The sequence below is a fragment of the Aeromicrobium sp. PE09-221 genome (assembly GCF_002174305.1).
Classification (GTDB): Bacteria; Actinomycetota; Actinomycetes; order Propionibacteriales; family Nocardioidaceae; genus Aeromicrobium.
Genome location: NZ_MIJB01000019.1, coordinates 48,160 through 63,342, shown reverse-complemented (window position 1 = coordinate 63,342; position 15,183 = coordinate 48,160). Strand labels below are relative to the sequence as shown.

The following is a 15,183-nucleotide window of genomic DNA, read 5'->3' as shown; positions in this document are numbered from 1 at the left end:
ACCCGATGAAACTGCTCCGACGTCGCTCCAAGCCCGCTCCGATCGAGCCGCTCAGCGCCAGCGACCACAACCGCGCCCCCGTGCCGCTGGTCGCCGAGGACGACCCCACCCGCCCCTCGACCATCGGCCTGGACTACATGTCCTACGAACAGCTCGAGGAGTTCGGCCGCGAGCTCGACGAGGTCCGCCAGCGGGTGCTCGACGACCTCGGGCAGACCGATGCCGACTACATCCGTCGCGTGATCAAGATCCAGCGGTCCTTCGAGGTCCTCGGCCGGATCACGCTCTTCTCCTTCCCGCTACTGCTCCCGGTCGCCACCGCCGCGTGGGTCGGCCTGCTCGTCACCGGCATCGTGCTGCTCGGCCTGGCCAAGATCATCGAGAACATGGAGATCGGCCACAATGTCATGCACGGCCAGTACGACTGGATGAACGATCCGCTGGTCGACGGCAAGCGCTACGAGTGGGACAACGTGGCCCCCGCGAGCGAGTGGAAGCACGGCCACAACTACATCCACCACACGTACACGAATATCCACGGCATGGACCGGGACATCGGTTACAACATGTTCCGCATCGATGCCGATCAGCCCTGGTACCCCAGCCACCGCTTCAATCTGCCGCTGGCCTTCATCCTCATGCTCGTCTTCGAGTGGGGAGTCATGTACCACGGCGTGGAACTCGACGAGTACCTCGCCGGCCGGATCTCCAAGAAGGACTTCCAGGCCCGCAAGAAGCGCGCCTACGCCAAGATCCGCCGTCAGGTGCTCAAGGACTATGTCCTCTTCCCGATGCTGTCCCTGCCGCTGGCCTTCGTCACCGCCTGGTGGGTGCCGCTCGCGGTGCTGGGTGCCAATGTGGTCGCCAACATCATCCGCAACATCTGGACCTTCCTGGTCATCTTCTGCGGTCACTTCCCCGCCGAGGTGGAGACCTTCCAGGAGGAGGACGCCAAGAACGAGAGCCGTGGCCAGTGGTACCTGCGCCAGATCCTCGGCTCGGCGAATATCTCGGGCACTCCCCTCTTCCACGTGCTGACCGGCAACCTGAGCCACCAGATCGAGCATCACCTGTTCCCCGACATCCCCGCCCGCCGTTACCGCGAGGTCTCGGTGGACGTCCAGCGGCTCGTCGAGAAGTACGGCCTGCGCTACAACACCGGGCGGCTCAGCCGCCAGCTCGGGAGCGTGGCGCGCCAGCTGCACACGCTCTCTCGCAAGCCCGATGATCCGTACAAGGTCGGCAACTCCCCGGAGTCCAAGGCCCTGCGTCGCGCGAAGCGTGCCGCCGCCGCAGCGCGCGCAGAACAGGCCGATCGGGAACACTTGACCGTGTGACCCATCCGCACAGCGACCGTCTCCGAACTCCCGATATGAGCAAGGAGACGGTCGCTGTCGTCGGCGCAGGGATATCCGGGCTGACGGCCGCCTATCTGCTCCGCGAACAGTACGCGGTGACCCTCTACGAGGCCGACGACCGCCTCGGCGGGCACGCCCACACGCATACCGTGGGCGAGGACCGCGTCGATACCGGTTTCATCGTCCACAATGACCGCACCTATCCGCTGCTGCGAAGGCTCTTCGCCGAACTGGGGGTCGCGGTCCGTCCCACCGAGATGTCGATGAGCATCCGCTGCGAGGGCTGCGGGCTGGAGTACGCCGGCGGCCGCGGGGCTCGCGGGATTCTCGCTCAGCGCTGGCGGATCGCCGACCCACGCTTCGCCCGGATGCTGCTGGACGTCAAACGGTTCCAGCGCGCGGCCTTGGCGCTCCTCGCTGCCGAGGACGACCTCACCTACGGTGAGTTCCTGGACCGGCACGATTTCGGCGACCACTTCGTCCAGCACTACGCGATTCCCGTGGTGGCCTGCGTCTGGTCCTCGGGCACGGCGACTGCGCTGGACTATCCGGCCCGTTACCTCTTCACCTTCCTGCGCCACCACGGATTCCTGTCGTTGAAGGACTCGCCGCAGTGGTTCACCGTCGAGGGCGGCTCCGTCACCTATGTCGATGCGATCACCGCTCGGCTGGAGGACTGCGTCGTCGGCACGCCTGTCCGCGCCATCGCCCGCCCACCGCAGGGTGGCGCCGACCTCACCACCGACCACGGCGTCGAACACGTCGACCACGTCGTCATTGCCACCCATGCCGATGACGCCTTGAGCCTGCTGGCCGACCCCAGCCCCGAGGAAAAGGACGTGCTCGGCGCCTTCGGCTATTCGCGCAACGAGGTGACGCTGCACCGCGACCCCTCGGTCCTGCCCGAGGCCCGGGACGCACGATCGGCATGGAACTACCGGATGGACGGATGTGCGGGCGGGGACCACCCACCGGTCGTCACCTACTGGATGAATCGTCTGCAGGGGATCGATGAGAGGCGTCCGTATCTCGTCACGCTCAATGACGGCACCCGCCCAGCGCCGGGATCGGCCATCGCACGGATGACGTACACGCATCCGGTCTACACGCCGGCCTCCGTCGCTGCCCAGGCCCGGTTGAGCGACTTGTCCACCCCGGTGACCGCCTATGCCGGGGCGTACCACGGCTGGGGATTCCACGAGGACGGCTGCCGCTCCGGTGTGGCAGCCGCCGAGCAGCTGGGGGTGACCTGGTGAGCGGATCGGCTCCTGCTCTCGTCATCGGGCAGGTCAGCCACGTGCGCCGTGCCCCGCGCCGGCATGTGCTACGACACCGGGTGTACCAGTGGCTCGTCGATGTCGACGAACTGCCGCGTCTGCCTCGCTGGCTGCGCCCCCTCGCGTCCTTCCGGACCCGTGACCACATCGGGGATCCCTCGTCGACGATCGCCGCCAATATTCGATCGCTGCTGGCCGAGCGCGGGGTCGATGCCGAGGACGACCGCATTCTCATGCTCGCGGCCGCCCGCTCGCTCGGACACGTGTTCAATCCCTTGTCGGTCTACTGGGTGATCGACCGTTCCTCCCAGACGGTCCGCTGCATCGTCGCCGAGGTGCACAACACCTACGGCGAGCGCCATGCCTATGTGCTCTTCCCCGATGAGAAGGGGCGCGCCGAGGTGGAGAAGGACTTCTACGTGTCCCCCTTCTACGATCTGGAGGGACGCTACGACGTCCGCTGCCGCATCGGCCCGACGACGGTCACGACCACCATCACCCTGCACCGCGACGGCGAGCCTCCGTTCAGCGCGGGCTTCCACGGCAGCCTGCGCCCCTACACGCCCGGTGAGTTGCTCCGAACAGCACTCGCTTATCCCCTCATGACCTGGCGCGTCAGTGCCCTCATCCGGGTCCACGGCATCATGCTGTGGCTCAAACGTCTCCCTATCGTCCCGCGTCCGACGCGAGACCACGAATCACATCAGGAGGTCGTCTCATGACTGCGATCACTGTCGGCCCGCGCTTTCCCGCGCTCTCGCGGATCCCCAAGGCGCCCGTACGTGCCGCTGCCGCGCGCGCGATCCTGCGAACCTCCGTGAGCCGGCTTCCGGTGCGCGTCAGCTTCCCCGATGGCACGGCCTGGGGTGCGGGCACCGCCGGCTCTCCCGAGCTGCGCGTCGTCCGGCCGGATGCCTTGTTCGCACGGCTCGGGGCGGACACCAAGATCGGTCTCGGCGAGGCGTACATGGCCGGAGACTGGACGAGCGGTCCAGGCACCGACCTGGGCGACCTCCTCACACCCTTCGCCAGCCGTCTGACCCGTCTCGTGCCGGGATGGTTGCAGCGCTTCCGTCGTTTCGTGGATGAGAACCTGCCCGAGCAGCAGCGCAACACGACCACCGGATCACGGAGCAATATCGAGGCCCACTACGATCTCTCCAATCACCTCTTCGAGCACTTCCTCGACTCGACGATGTCGTACTCCGCCGCCTGGTTCGATCGCCCCGGTGAGACCCTCGAGGAGGCGCAGGAGCGCAAGATCGAGCGCATCCTCGACGCGGCCGGCGTCCAGGCGGACTCACGCGTGCTCGAGATCGGCAGCGGCTGGGGCGCGTTGGCGATCCGGGCCGCTCGACGCGGGGCCAGCGTCACGACGATCACCCTGAGTCACGAGCAGGCCGAGCTGGCGCGGCAGCGTATCGCCGCGGCCGGGTTGTCCGATCGGGTCGAGGTGCGCATCCAGGACTACCGCGAGGTCGAGGGCGCCTATGACGCGATCGTCAGCGTGGAGATGATCGAGGCCGTCGGCGAGGAGTACTGGCCGACCTATTTCCAAACGCTCGATGAGCGGTTGGCGCCGGGCGGACGAGTCGCGATCCAGGCGATCCTCATGCCGCACCACCGCATGCTCGCGACCCGGCGTTCCTTCGGCTGGATCCAGAAATATGTGTTCCCCGGAGGTCTGATCCCCTCGGTGGAGGCCATCGAGCAGATCACCGACCAGCAGACGGGTCTGCGTCTGGTCACCCAGCACAGCCTGCAACCCGACTACGCCCGCACCCTGCGGCTCTGGCGCGAGCGCTTCACGGCCAACTGGGACACGATCCGCTCCGACGGCTTCGACGAGACCTTCCGCCGGATGTGGGAGTTCTACCTCGCCTACTCCGAGGCGGGTTTCGCCAGCGGCTATCTCGACGTCCGCCAGCTCACCTTCCAGCGCTGAAGAGAAGGGACGCTGATGCATAAGGGCTGCTACGACGACCTGAATGCATCAACTGTCGAGCGGGTCCGCACCCATGATGATGCACGGTGGCTGCTCTAGCCGCCGTAATGCATCGCCATCAGTCCCGAGGCTCGGCCGACCCTCGGTCAGTCCTCACGGCGCGTGGCGAGGATGGTGCCGAGGGCGGTGGCGATGAGGCGATCGCCCTGGGTGATGTCGCAGCGCACCGTCGCCTTCGTACGGCCGGAGGTCACCAACGTGCCGACCGCGCGCAGCACACCCTCCGCGCGAGCCGGCGCCACGTAGTCGAGGGACATGCCGCTGGTCAGGACACTCGGTCCGAGACCGAGCGCACCGGCATAGGTGAGCGCGTTGTCGGCGAGATAGGCCAGCACCCCGCCATGCACGAAGCCATACTGCTGCAGCAGATCCTCGCTGGGCTCGAGTTCGAGCGTCACGGTCGTATCGGACACCGCGGCGAGCCGCGTGCCCAGCATCCGGCTGAAGGGCTGTGCGTCCAACACCTGCCGCGCGGTCTCGGCATCGATCGAGCTCACTCCCAGAACACCCTCTCCACGATCTTGCGGGCCCGCCGTGTGATCTTGCGGTACTGATCGACAAGCTCCTCGGAACGGTCCGCGCCGTCGCCGATGAGGTGAGCCAACCGGGCACGGTCGTCATTGGCCTCGACCATCGACTCGGCCCCCTTGGCGCGCATGAGCACGACGCCGTTGCGGATCCGGCTGACCATCGTCCATGCCTCGATGAGCGTGTCCGCGTCCTCACGCTCCAGCAGGCCCTCCTCCGCGGCCGCGTCGATCGCCGTGATCGTGCGCGTCGTCCGCAACGACGGCAGGCGACCCGCGTGCTCGAGCTGCAGGAGCTGAGCCGTCCACTCGATATCGGCGAGGCCACCGCGGCCGAGCTTCAGGTGCGTGTTCGGATTCGCTCCGCGCGGCAGCCGCTCGGCATCCACCCGCGCCTTGATCCGGCGGATCTCGCGCACCTCGCGCTCGCTGAGGCCCTCCTCGGGATACCGCAGGGGGTCGATCAGCTCAGTGAAACGACGGCACAGATCCGCATCGCCGACACCCGCGGTGGCACGCAGCAGCGCCTGGGCCTCCCAGGTGTCCGACCACTTGGCGTAGTAGGCGGCATAGGAGGCCAGGGACCGCGCCAGCGGACCGTTCTTCCCCTCCGGCCGCAGGTCGGCGTCGACCTGCAGAGGCGGCTCCGCGCCGGCCACCGCCAGCTGCTGTCGCAGGGTCTGGGCGACCCAGGTGGCACACGCGATCGCATCGGCATCCGCGGCGCCCTCCAATGGCTCGTGCACGAACATGACATCGGCATCCGAGCCGTAGCCCGCCTCGAAACCGCCGAGACGGCCCATCAGGACGACCGCCATCCGGACCGTCACCGGGCCCTTCTGCTGTTCATAGGCCGCCATCGCCACGTCGAGCGCCGCCTGCAGTGTGGCCGTGTTGATGGCGGTGAGCGCCTCGCCCACCTCCACGACATCGAGCATGCCGAGCACATCGGCCATCGACACCCGCGCGAGCTCGCGGCGCCGCACTCGTCGGATCGCCTTGATGGCGTCATCGGGGACATCGTGCCGCTTGGCGGCGAGGGCCATCTCGGTGGACAACCGGTCCAGATCGTGCGGCACGAGCTCGCTGTCGTCGCCGAGGAGGGCGACGACATCCGGAGCCCGCGTGATGAGCTGGGTGACATAGGTGCTCGACGACAACAGGGTGGCGAGCTGCTCGGCGGCCACGCCTTCGTCGCGGAGCTTGCGCAGATACCAGTGCGACTCGCCGAGCTCCTCGGAGATCGACCGGAAGGCGAGCAGCCCCGAGTCGGGATCCGGGGACTCGGCGAACCACGAGAGCATGGCCGGCAGCAGGGACTGCTGGATCGCCGCCCGTCGCGACACCCCGGAGGTGAGCGCCTCGATGTGCTTCATGGCCCCCGCTGGATCGGCGAAGCCGAGCGCCGCCAGCCGCTGCTCGGCGGCCAAGGGAGTCAGGCGCAGACCCTCGATGGGCAGGCTCGCCACCGCGTCGAGCAGCGGACGGTAGAAGAGCTTCTCGTGCAGGCGGCTGACGACCCGGCGGTGGGCCTGCCATTCCTTGGTCAGGTTGTCGACCGGATTCTGCCGGTATCCCATACTGCGCCCGATCCGGCGCAGATCCTCGGTGTCCTCGGGCACGATGTGCGTGCGCTTGAGCCGGAAGAGCTGGATGCGATGCTCCAACGTGCGCAGGAACTCGTAGGCCTCCTCGAGCGCCGCGCCGTCGCGCCGGCCCACGTAGCCGCCCTCGGTGAGCGCGTGCAGCGCCAGGACGGTGGTGCGGTCGCGTACCGACGGGTCGGCGCGGCCGTGCACCAGCTGCAGCATCTGCACGGCGAACTCGACATCGCGCAATCCCCCGCGACCGAGCTTGAGCTGCCGCTCGCGCTCGGTGTGGGGGATGTTGTCGATGACGCGCTTGCGCATCGAGCGGACATCGGAGACGAAATTCGGCCGTGTGCTGGCGAACCAGACCATCGGTTCGAGCTCATCGAGATAACGCTGGGCCAGCTCGGCATCCCCGGCCGCGTAGCGAGCCTTGAGCAGGGCCTGGAACTCCCAGGTGCTGGCCCACTTCTCGTAGTAGGCGACATGACTGCCCAGCGAGCGCACGAGCGGACCGTTCTTGCCCTCGGGACGCAGGTCGGCGTCGACCTCCCAGATGGTGCCTTCGCGCGTGTGCTCGCGGCACATCCGCATGACCGCCGAGGCCATCCGGGTGGCCACGACGAGCGCGGCATTGTCGTCGGCACCTTCGGCGGCCTCGTAGACGAAGATGACGTCGACATCGCTGACGTAGTTGAGCTCGTGTCCGCCGGTTTTGCCCATCGCCATGATGGATAACCGGGTCAGCTCGGACTTCTCCTCCTCGCCCTGGACGATCGCCAGCGCACCGTCGAGGGTGGCGATGGCGAGGTCCGCGAGCTCCCCCGAGGACTCGACGAAGCTGGTGAGCGCCGTCAGATCCCGCGCGGCGATCCGCAGCAGCGCCCGGTGATATTGGACCCGCAACTCATCGGCATCCGCGGCCCGGCGCATCCAGGTGCGGTACTCCTCCACTGTGGCCGGCCGGGTCAGCAGCTCGCCCTCGGCGAGATCGGCGATGTGCTCGGGGTGGCGCGCCAGGAAGTCGCCGAGCGCCTCGCTCGTCCCGAGCACGACCAGCAGCCGGAGCTGCAGTTCTTCGTCGGCCCGCAGCTGCTCGAGCAGAGCCGCGGCTCCTCCGTCGCAGTGCTCGGCGATCCGGGCGAGCGAGGCCAGGCAGATATCCGGGTCGGCGACCCGGGCGATCTGCTCGACCAGATCGTCGGGGCACCCGTCGATCTCCGCCAGCCGCGCGGCGGCCGCCTCCGGCGAACGGAATCCGAGTCGAGACAGTTCCACGGCCCCGGTCACACGATCGGCATGAGTCGGTCGATCTCGAACTGGGTGACCTGGGACCGGTAGTCCTGCCATTCGGCGCGCTTGTTGCGCAGGAAGAAGTCGAAGACGTGCTCGCCGAGGGTCTCGGCGACCAGCTCGCTCGTCTCCATGACACGGATCGCCTCATCGAGATTGCGCGGCAGCGGCGAGATCCCGAGTGCCTTGCGCTCGTTCTCGCTGAGCGACCAAACATTGTCCTCGGCCTCTGGCGGCAGCTCATAGCCGCCCTCGATGCCCTTGAGCCCGGCGGCGAGGATCAGCGCGAAGGCGAGATAGGGGTTGCAGGCCGAGTCGACGGCCCGCAGCTCGATGCGGGCCGATCCGCTCTTGTGCGGCTTATACATCGGCACGCGGATGAGTGCGGACCGGTTGTTGTGGCCCCAGCACACGTAGCTCGGCGCCTCACCGCCCCACGCCAGGCGCTTATAGGAGTTGACCCACTGGTTGGTGACGGCGGTGATCTCGGGGGTGTGCTCGAGGACCCCCGCGATGAACTGGCGGCCGGTCTTGCTCAGCTGGTATTCGGCACCCGCCTCGTAGAACGCGTTCTCATCGCCCTCGAAGAGCGACACGTGGGTGTGCATGCCCGAGCCGGGATGTTCGGAGAAGGGCTTGGGCATGAATGAGGCCCACTTGCCCTGACTCAGCGCGACCTCCCGCACGACGGTTCGGAAGGTCATGATGTTGTCGGCGGTCGAGAGCGCGTCGGCGTATCGCAGGTCGATCTCCTGCTGACCCGGGCCGCCCTCGTGGTGGCTGAACTCGACGGAGATGCCCATCGACTCGAGCATCGTGATGACCTCGCGGCGGAAATCCTGGCCGCCCCCCTGCGCGGTGTGGTCGAAGTACCCGCTGTCGTCGACGGGCACCGGCTGCTCGCCGCGGCCGGGCTTGCCCTTGAGCAGGAAGAACTCGATCTCGGGGTGGGTGTAGAAGGTGAACCCGGCATCAGCCGCCTTGCCGAGCGCCCGCTTGAGCACATGGCGCGGATCGGCATAGGACGAGCTGCCGTCCGGCATCAGGATGTCGCAGAACATGCGGGCAGTGGCGGGGGTCTCACCACGCCACGGCAGGATCTGGAAGGTCGACGGATCGGGCTTGGCGAGCATGTCGGCCTCGTGCACGCGAGCGAATCCCTCGATCGCCGAGCCATCGAAGCCGATGCCCTCCCCGAAGGCGCCCTCCAGCTCCGCCGGCGCGATCGCCACCGACTTGAGCGAGCCGAGCACATCGGTGAACCACAAGCGCACGAATCGCACGTCGCGCTCTTCGAGCGCCCGCAGTACGAACTCCTCCTGCTTACCCATGCGGCCAGTCTAGGGGTGCCGATGGCCCTCGGGCGCGCGGCCGACACCCGCATCCACTCTTCACCGGGAAAGCGGTGACTTACGCACCCCTCCCGCGGGCGGTGGTGTGGTAGACACCCCTCACTGCGCTCGAGACGTGCACAGGTCACCACCCCCCTTGGGTTTAGGTGCGTAGGTCACCGCCGTCGCTGGTTGAGCCCTAGGCTGGTGCCGTGCCCCAACTGCGTCTCGCCCTCGCCCAGGTCAACCCCACCGTCGGCGATATCGACGGCAATGCCGAGATCATCATGAGCACCGCGCGGCAGGCCGCCGAGCGCGGTGCGCATGTCGTGGTCTTCCCCGAGATGGTGCTCACCGGCTACCCGGTCGAGGACCTCGCGGGCCGGCTCTCCTTCATCCATCGCTCGCAGGAGGCCCTCGCCGCGCTCCCCGGACGTCTCGCCCAGCAAGGACTCGGCGAGCTGGTCGTCATCCTCGGCCATCTCGACAGCGCCAAGCCGCGTGAGCTGGAGGCGATGCCCGATCGGCTCGGCATCCCGAAGAACGCCCCGACCAACTCCGCCTCGGTCATCACCGGCGGACGGATCGTGACCCGGTACGACAAGCACCATCTGCCCAACTACGGCGTGTTCGACGAGTTTCGCAACTTCGTGCCAGGCGACGAAACCCAGATCGTCCAGGTGGGGGGCGTCGACATCGCGCTCGCGATCTGCGAGGACATCTGGCAGGACGGTCCGTCCGCCGCGGCGAAGGCCGCCGAGGCCGGACTGCTCGTCGTGCTCAACGGCTCGCCCTATGAGGCGGCGAAGGACGATGCACGACTCGACCTGTGCGCACGTCGCGCCCGCGAGGGTGAGTGCGCGCTGGCTTATGTGAACCTCGTCGGCGGACAGGACGAGCTGGTCTTCGACGGCGACTCGCTCGTGGTCGACGCGCGCGGTGAGCTCGTGGCCCGCGCGGCGCAGTTCGAGTCCGAGCTGCTCGTCGTGGACCTCGATCTCCCGGCGGCCACCGCACCGATGCCCGATCCGGGCACTCGCTTCCACGGCCTACTGGTCGAGCGCTCCGTCATCGGCAGCGAGCCGGTCGCTCCCTATGAGTCGCTCACGCCGACCGTCGCCGAACGATGGGACGACCTCGGCGAGCGCTACCGGGCGATCGTGCTCGGCCTGCGCGACTATGTCGAGAAGAACGGCTTCGATTCAGTGCTGATGGGACTGTCGGGCGGTATCGACTCCACCCTGGTGGGAGTGATCGCCGTCGACGCCCTGGGGCCGGAACGCGTCTTCGGCGTCTCCAATCCCAGTGAGTGGTCGACCGATCACTCACGGTCCGATGCCGAGGAGCTCGCCCGCCGTACCGGTCTCTCCCTCGACACCGTCGCCATCGCGCCGATCTTCGATGCCTACCAGGAGGCGCTGCACCTCGACGGCCTCGCCGAGGAGAACCTGCAGGCGCGCATCCGCGCGGTCATCTGGATGGGGTTGTCCAATCAGCACGGCCACCTGGTGCTGGCCTGCGGCAACAAGTCGGAGCTGGCGACCGGCTACTCGACCATCTACGGCGACGCGGTCGGCGGCTACGCGCCGATCAAGGACCTGCCCAAAACCCTCGTCTGGGAGGTGTCGAGGTGGCGCAATGCCTACGCCGAGTCGCGTGGTGAGACCCCTCCGATCCCGGAGAGCGTCATCAGCAAGCCCCCCTCGGCCGAGCTGCGCCCCGGTCAGCTCGACACCGACTCGCTGCCCGAGTACGACGTGCTTGACGCCATCTTGGACGCGTACGTCGAGCGCGACCTCGGAACGGGCGCCGTGGTGGCGGAGGGCTTCGCACCCGAGCTCGTGCAGCGTGTGGTGACGCTGGTGGATCGGGCCGAGTACAAGCGGCGTCAGTACCCGCCGGGACCGAAGATCAGCCGCCGCAACTTCGGTCGCGACCGGCGCGTCCCCATCACCAACCGGTGGCGGGAGGACTTGTAGTCTGAATCTCGTCCGTGGACCCCACCCGGGGCCGCGAGAAGGAGATAGTCACATGAACACTGCACCGACCCCTGCCGAGGAACCGTCACCTTACGGCGGCGGCCCCACCACCGACCCGTCGGTCAAGAAGGTGCGCACGCACCATCTGCAGAAGTGGAAGGCCGAAGGACACCGCTGGGCGATGCTCACCGCCTACGACCAGGGCGCGGCGAGCGTCTTCGACGAGGCGGGCATCCCCGTGCTCCTCGTCGGAGACTCGGCGTCCAACAATGTCTTCGCCAATCCCACGTCGCTGCCGGTGACGGTCGACGAGCTGATCCCGCTCGCCCGTGCCGTGGCCCGGTCCGCCCCGAGGGCCCTCGTCGTCGGCGATCTGCCCTTCGGGTCCTTCCAGCGCTCCCCCGAGCAGGCCTATGACACCGCGGTCCGGTTTCTGAAGGAGGCCGGTGTGCAGGCGGTCAAGCTCGAGGGCGGCGCGGAGATGGCCCCGCAGATCGCCAAGCTGACGCAAGGTGGCGTCCCGGTCATGGCCCACATCGGGTTCACCCCGCAGTCTGAGCACGCGCTCGGCGGCTATCGGGTCCAGGGCCGTGGGGAAGCCGCCGAACGGCTGCTCGCGGACGCGAGGGCCGTTCAGGAGGCCGGGGCCTTCTCGGTGGTCATGGAGATGGTGCCCGCCCCGATCGCCCAGCAGGTCACCGCTGAGCTCACGATCCCCACAATCGGCATCGGTGCCGGAGCGGGTTGCGATGCGCAGGTCCTCGTCTGGCAGGACGCGATGGGGCTCAACACCGGGCGCGCACCGCGTTTCGTCAAGAAGTACGCCGATCTGCACGGCGTGATGCTGGAGGCCGCCCGCGCCTATGCGGCCGATGTCGCCGACGGCACGTTCCCGGCTGCCGAGCACTCCTTCGACAGCTGACCTCAGCCCCAACTCTTGCCGGGCTGTGGCCCTCTGAAGACATGAAAAAGGGCCATAGCCCGGCAAGAGTTGGCCGGAGGGGTCAGTCGTCCTCGGGGTCGTTCCAGACCGGGTCGTTGTCCCACTCCTCGTTGCGGGCTTCAGCGGTCTCGAGGGCGCGCTCGGCCTCTTCGCGCGTGTCGTAGGGGCCGAGCCGGTCGATCGCGCGGCAACCCTCCTCGCCCTCGACCCGATGGTGCTTGACGCAGTAGTAGTACTGGGGCTTCACGTCGTTCATAGGCTCATCGTGCCGCATCGTCGGTACGGTCGCCGGACGAGGATTCGAGTCGCTCACGCAGGCGGCGGACCTCGTCGCGGAGCTCGGTGATCGCCATCGCCGTCTCATCGGGCTCGTCCCCGTGCTGGTGGTCCAGGGCCTCCACGGCGACGGCGATGAACAGGTTCAGCACCACATAGGCCGTGATCAGCAGATAGCCGATGAAGAAGAGCCAGGCCCAGGGGTGCACCTCGACCACCGGTCCGATCACCACGGTCCAGTTGTCGACCGTCATGATCTGGAACATCGACACCAGTGCCCGCGGCAGCGACCCGAAGGCCTCGGGCGCGACACCGCCGAACATCTGGGTGGCCATCACGGCCGCGATGTAGAGGATCATGACCAGCAGCGTCCCGACCGACAGCATGCCCGGGATGGTCGCGATCAGGGCGCCGACGACACGTCTCATCGATCGCACGGTCGACAGCAAGCGCAGGACGCGGAGGACCCGCAGCACGCGCAGGACGCCGAAGGCCCCGGAGTCCGGGATCAGCGCGATCGCCACGACGAAGAGGTCGAACAGGCTCCACGGATCGCGGAAGAAATCGGCCCGGTGGGCGAAGATCCGCAGGCCGATCTCGACGACGAAGACGCCGACGGTCAACCAGGCGACGCTGTCGACGACGTTGCCCCAGCGCTCCATGATCGCCGGAGAGGTCTCCAAGCCCAGGGCGGCGGCGTTCAGGACGATCAGCACGACGATCACACGCTGGAACGACGGGGAGTCCACAAGATCGCGCACTCGCTCGCGTCCGGTGCGGCTCGCTGCCAGGGACATGCGGGACCTTTCGTCGGCGATCGCGGACCATTGTCGCCGATGCGGCGAACGCTAGAATCGCCCGGTGCTCGTCTCACCCGGCATCGTCGCTCCCGAACGACGTGTCCCCTCCGCCATCGACCGACCCGAATACGTCGGTCAGACCGCTCCCCTGCCCTATCGGGGTCCATCGGTGCGCGACACCGCGACCATCGAGGCCATGCGCGTCGCGGGCAGGATCGCCGCCCAGGCGCTCGACGCGGTCGAGGCCGCGATCGCACCGGGTGTGAGCACCGATGAGCTGGACCGGGTCGGGCACGAGTTTCTGCTCGACCACGGCGCCTATCCCTCGACCCTCGGCTACCGCGGCTATCCCAAGAGCCTGTGCAGCAGCGTCAATGAGGTCATCTGCCACGGGATCCCCGATGACCGTCCGCTCGCCGACGGTGACATCGTCAATATCGACATCACGGCCTATATCGGCGGGGTCCACGGAGACACCAATAAGACGTACCTCGTCGGGGACGTCGACGAGGAATCGCGGCTGCTGGTGGAGCGCACCCGCGAATCGCTGCGGCGCGCCATCAATGCCGTGCGTCCGGGGCGTCAGCTCAATGTGATCGGCCGCGTGATCGAGGCGTACGCGCGCCGATTCGGGTACGGCGTGGTGCGCGACTTCACCGGGCACGGGGTGGGCCCCGCCTTCCATGACGGTCTCATCGTGCCGCACTATGACGACCCGAGCGCCGACACCCTGATCGTCCCGGGCATGACGTTCACGATCGAGCCGATGCTGACCCTCGGGACCATCGAGTGGGATCTCTGGGACGACGGGTGGACCGCAGTCACCCGCGACCGCCGCCGCACCGCCCAGTTCGAGCACACCCTCCTCGTCACCGACGAGGGCGCAGAGATCCTCACCCTGCCCTGAGTCTGGCGAGAGGCCTCTTACGGGACGTGGTTGAAGGTGTCGGGGTCGGGACCGACGCGACGGTCCTCATTGAGGGCCGAGATCGACGCCATGTCCGCATCGGAGAGCTCGAAGCCGAAGAGATCGAAGTTCTCCGCGAGGCGCTCGGGCGATGATGCCTTCGGGAAGACGATATCGCCGCGCTGGATCGCCCACCGGAGCACGACCTGGGCGGGAGCCCGCCCGAGGCTCTCGGAGATCGCCGCGATCGCCTCGTTCTCGAAGACCTGACCCTGGGCCAGCGGCGACCACGCCTCCGTGGCGACCTCGTGCTGGGCGTTGACGGCACGCAGATCGTCCTGGGTGAGGAAGGGATGCACCTCGATCTGGTTGACCGCCGGGACGATCGTGGTCTCGCTGATCAGCCGACGCAGATGGTGGGCCTGGAAGTTGGAGACGCCGATGGCCCGCGTCTTGCCGGCCCGGTACACCTCCTCCATTGCCTTCCAGGTATCGACGAAGTCGATGTCGATACCCGGGAGCGGCCAGTGGATGAGGAAGAGGTCGAGGCGTTCGAGGCCGAGCTTCTCCAGGGATTCGTCGAGCGAGGCGTGGACCCGCTCGGGCTCGTGATTGTTGTTGTTGAGCTTACTGGTGACGAAGACGTCGTCGCGGGACAGGCCGGACGCGGCGAGGGCCTCTCCGACACCCTGCTCGTTGCCGTACATCTGCGCGGTGTCGATATGGCGGTAACCGGCCTCGAAGGCATCGAGCACGCGGTGCTTGGTGTCCCCGGGCGGGACCTGATAGGTGCCGAACCCGAGCTGCGGGATCTCGACACCGTTGTTGAGAGTGATGCTGGGTACAGAAGCCATATTGCGACGCTAGCGCGCGCTCGGGTCCGCGACGCGTCGCTCGG

13 protein-coding genes are annotated in these 15,183 nt (G+C 67.7%); 7 read left to right on the top strand and 6 right to left on the bottom strand.

Features of this window, described 5'->3' with window-relative positions:
* The first annotated feature begins 5 nt into the window (after window positions 1–5).
* Genes BHE97_RS10300 through BHE97_RS10285 form a run of 4 tightly spaced genes read left to right on the top strand, consistent with a single transcriptional unit; the run spans window position 6 to window position 4,580 of the window.
* Complete coding sequence (locus tag BHE97_RS10300; protein WP_087623947.1) at window positions 6–1,337, top strand: acyl-CoA desaturase; 1,332 nt, start codon at window positions 6–8, stop codon at window positions 1,335–1,337.
* Window positions 1,334–2,614 carry an FAD-dependent oxidoreductase gene (locus BHE97_RS10295; protein WP_236757636.1) on the top strand — a complete coding sequence of 427 codons (1,281 nt, stop codon included), beginning with the start codon at window positions 1,334–1,336 and terminating at the stop codon, window positions 2,612–2,614. The genes BHE97_RS10300 and BHE97_RS10295 overlap by 4 nt, the downstream gene beginning before the upstream one ends.
* Entirely contained in the window at window positions 2,611–3,357 is a 747-nt protein-coding gene (locus tag BHE97_RS10290; protein ID WP_087623945.1) for a DUF1365 domain-containing protein, read from the top strand. Before BHE97_RS10295 ends, BHE97_RS10290 begins: the two co-directional genes overlap by 4 nt.
* On the top strand, window positions 3,354–4,580 hold the full coding sequence (locus tag BHE97_RS10285) for a cyclopropane-fatty-acyl-phospholipid synthase family protein (protein WP_087623944.1): 1,227 nt from the start codon (window positions 3,354–3,356) through the stop codon (window positions 4,578–4,580). Before BHE97_RS10290 ends, BHE97_RS10285 begins: the two co-directional genes overlap by 4 nt.
* A gap of 146 nt (window positions 4,581–4,726) precedes the next feature.
* Here the strand turns inward: BHE97_RS10285 and BHE97_RS10280 are convergent, their stop codons facing one another.
* From BHE97_RS10280 to BHE97_RS10270, 3 genes are read right to left on the bottom strand one after another with little or no spacing between them, the layout of a single operon-like run.
* On the bottom strand, window positions 4,727–5,137 hold the full coding sequence (locus BHE97_RS10280) for a PaaI family thioesterase (RefSeq protein WP_236757635.1): 411 nt from the start codon (window positions 5,135–5,137) through the stop codon (window positions 4,727–4,729).
* Window positions 5,134–8,046, bottom strand: a complete 2,913-nt coding sequence (locus BHE97_RS10275) for a bifunctional [glutamine synthetase] adenylyltransferase/[glutamine synthetase]-adenylyl-L-tyrosine phosphorylase (protein ID WP_236757634.1) — start codon at window positions 8,044–8,046, stop codon at window positions 5,134–5,136. The genes BHE97_RS10280 and BHE97_RS10275 overlap by 4 nt, the downstream gene beginning before the upstream one ends.
* Window positions 8,043–9,380 carry a glutamine synthetase family protein gene (locus BHE97_RS10270; protein ID WP_087623942.1) on the bottom strand — a complete coding sequence of 446 codons (1,338 nt, stop codon included), beginning with the start codon at window positions 9,378–9,380 and terminating at the stop codon, window positions 8,043–8,045. Before BHE97_RS10270 ends, BHE97_RS10275 begins: the two co-directional genes overlap by 4 nt.
* A gap of 212 nt (window positions 9,381–9,592) precedes the next feature.
* Here BHE97_RS10270 and BHE97_RS10265 point away from each other — a divergent pair, with 212 nt between their 5' ends.
* Both BHE97_RS10265 and panB read left to right on the top strand, forming a co-directional pair.
* Entirely contained in the window at window positions 9,593–11,359 is a 1,767-nt protein-coding gene (locus BHE97_RS10265; protein WP_087623941.1) for an NAD+ synthase, read from the top strand.
* 52 nt (window positions 11,360–11,411) lie between these two features.
* Window positions 11,412–12,281 carry a 3-methyl-2-oxobutanoate hydroxymethyltransferase gene (panB, locus tag BHE97_RS10260; protein ID WP_087623940.1) on the top strand — a complete coding sequence of 290 codons (870 nt, stop codon included), beginning with the start codon at window positions 11,412–11,414 and terminating at the stop codon, window positions 12,279–12,281.
* Between the two features lie 82 nt (window positions 12,282–12,363).
* On the opposite strand, the gene BHE97_RS10255 is transcribed toward panB, so the two are convergent.
* Entirely contained in the window at window positions 12,364–12,558 is a 195-nt protein-coding gene (locus tag BHE97_RS10255; RefSeq protein WP_087623939.1) for a hypothetical protein, read from the bottom strand.
* A 4-nt stretch (window positions 12,559–12,562) separates the two neighbouring features.
* Window positions 12,563–13,375, bottom strand: coding sequence for an ion transporter (locus tag BHE97_RS10250; protein ID WP_087623938.1), 813 nt, complete (start codon window positions 13,373–13,375; stop codon window positions 12,563–12,565).
* 64 nt (window positions 13,376–13,439) lie between these two features.
* Between BHE97_RS10250 and map the strand changes: the two genes are divergently transcribed.
* A complete protein-coding gene (gene map / locus BHE97_RS10245) occupies window positions 13,440–14,285 on the top strand; it encodes a type I methionyl aminopeptidase (RefSeq protein WP_087623937.1) in 846 nt (281 codons plus the stop codon).
* Between the two features lie 17 nt (window positions 14,286–14,302).
* Here map and BHE97_RS10240 read toward each other — a convergent pair whose 3' ends face one another.
* Window positions 14,303–15,139: an aldo/keto reductase gene (locus tag BHE97_RS10240; protein WP_087623936.1), complete on the bottom strand. Its 837-nt coding sequence runs from the start codon at window positions 15,137–15,139 to the stop codon at window positions 14,303–14,305.
* Window positions 15,140–15,183 lie beyond the last annotated feature (44 nt).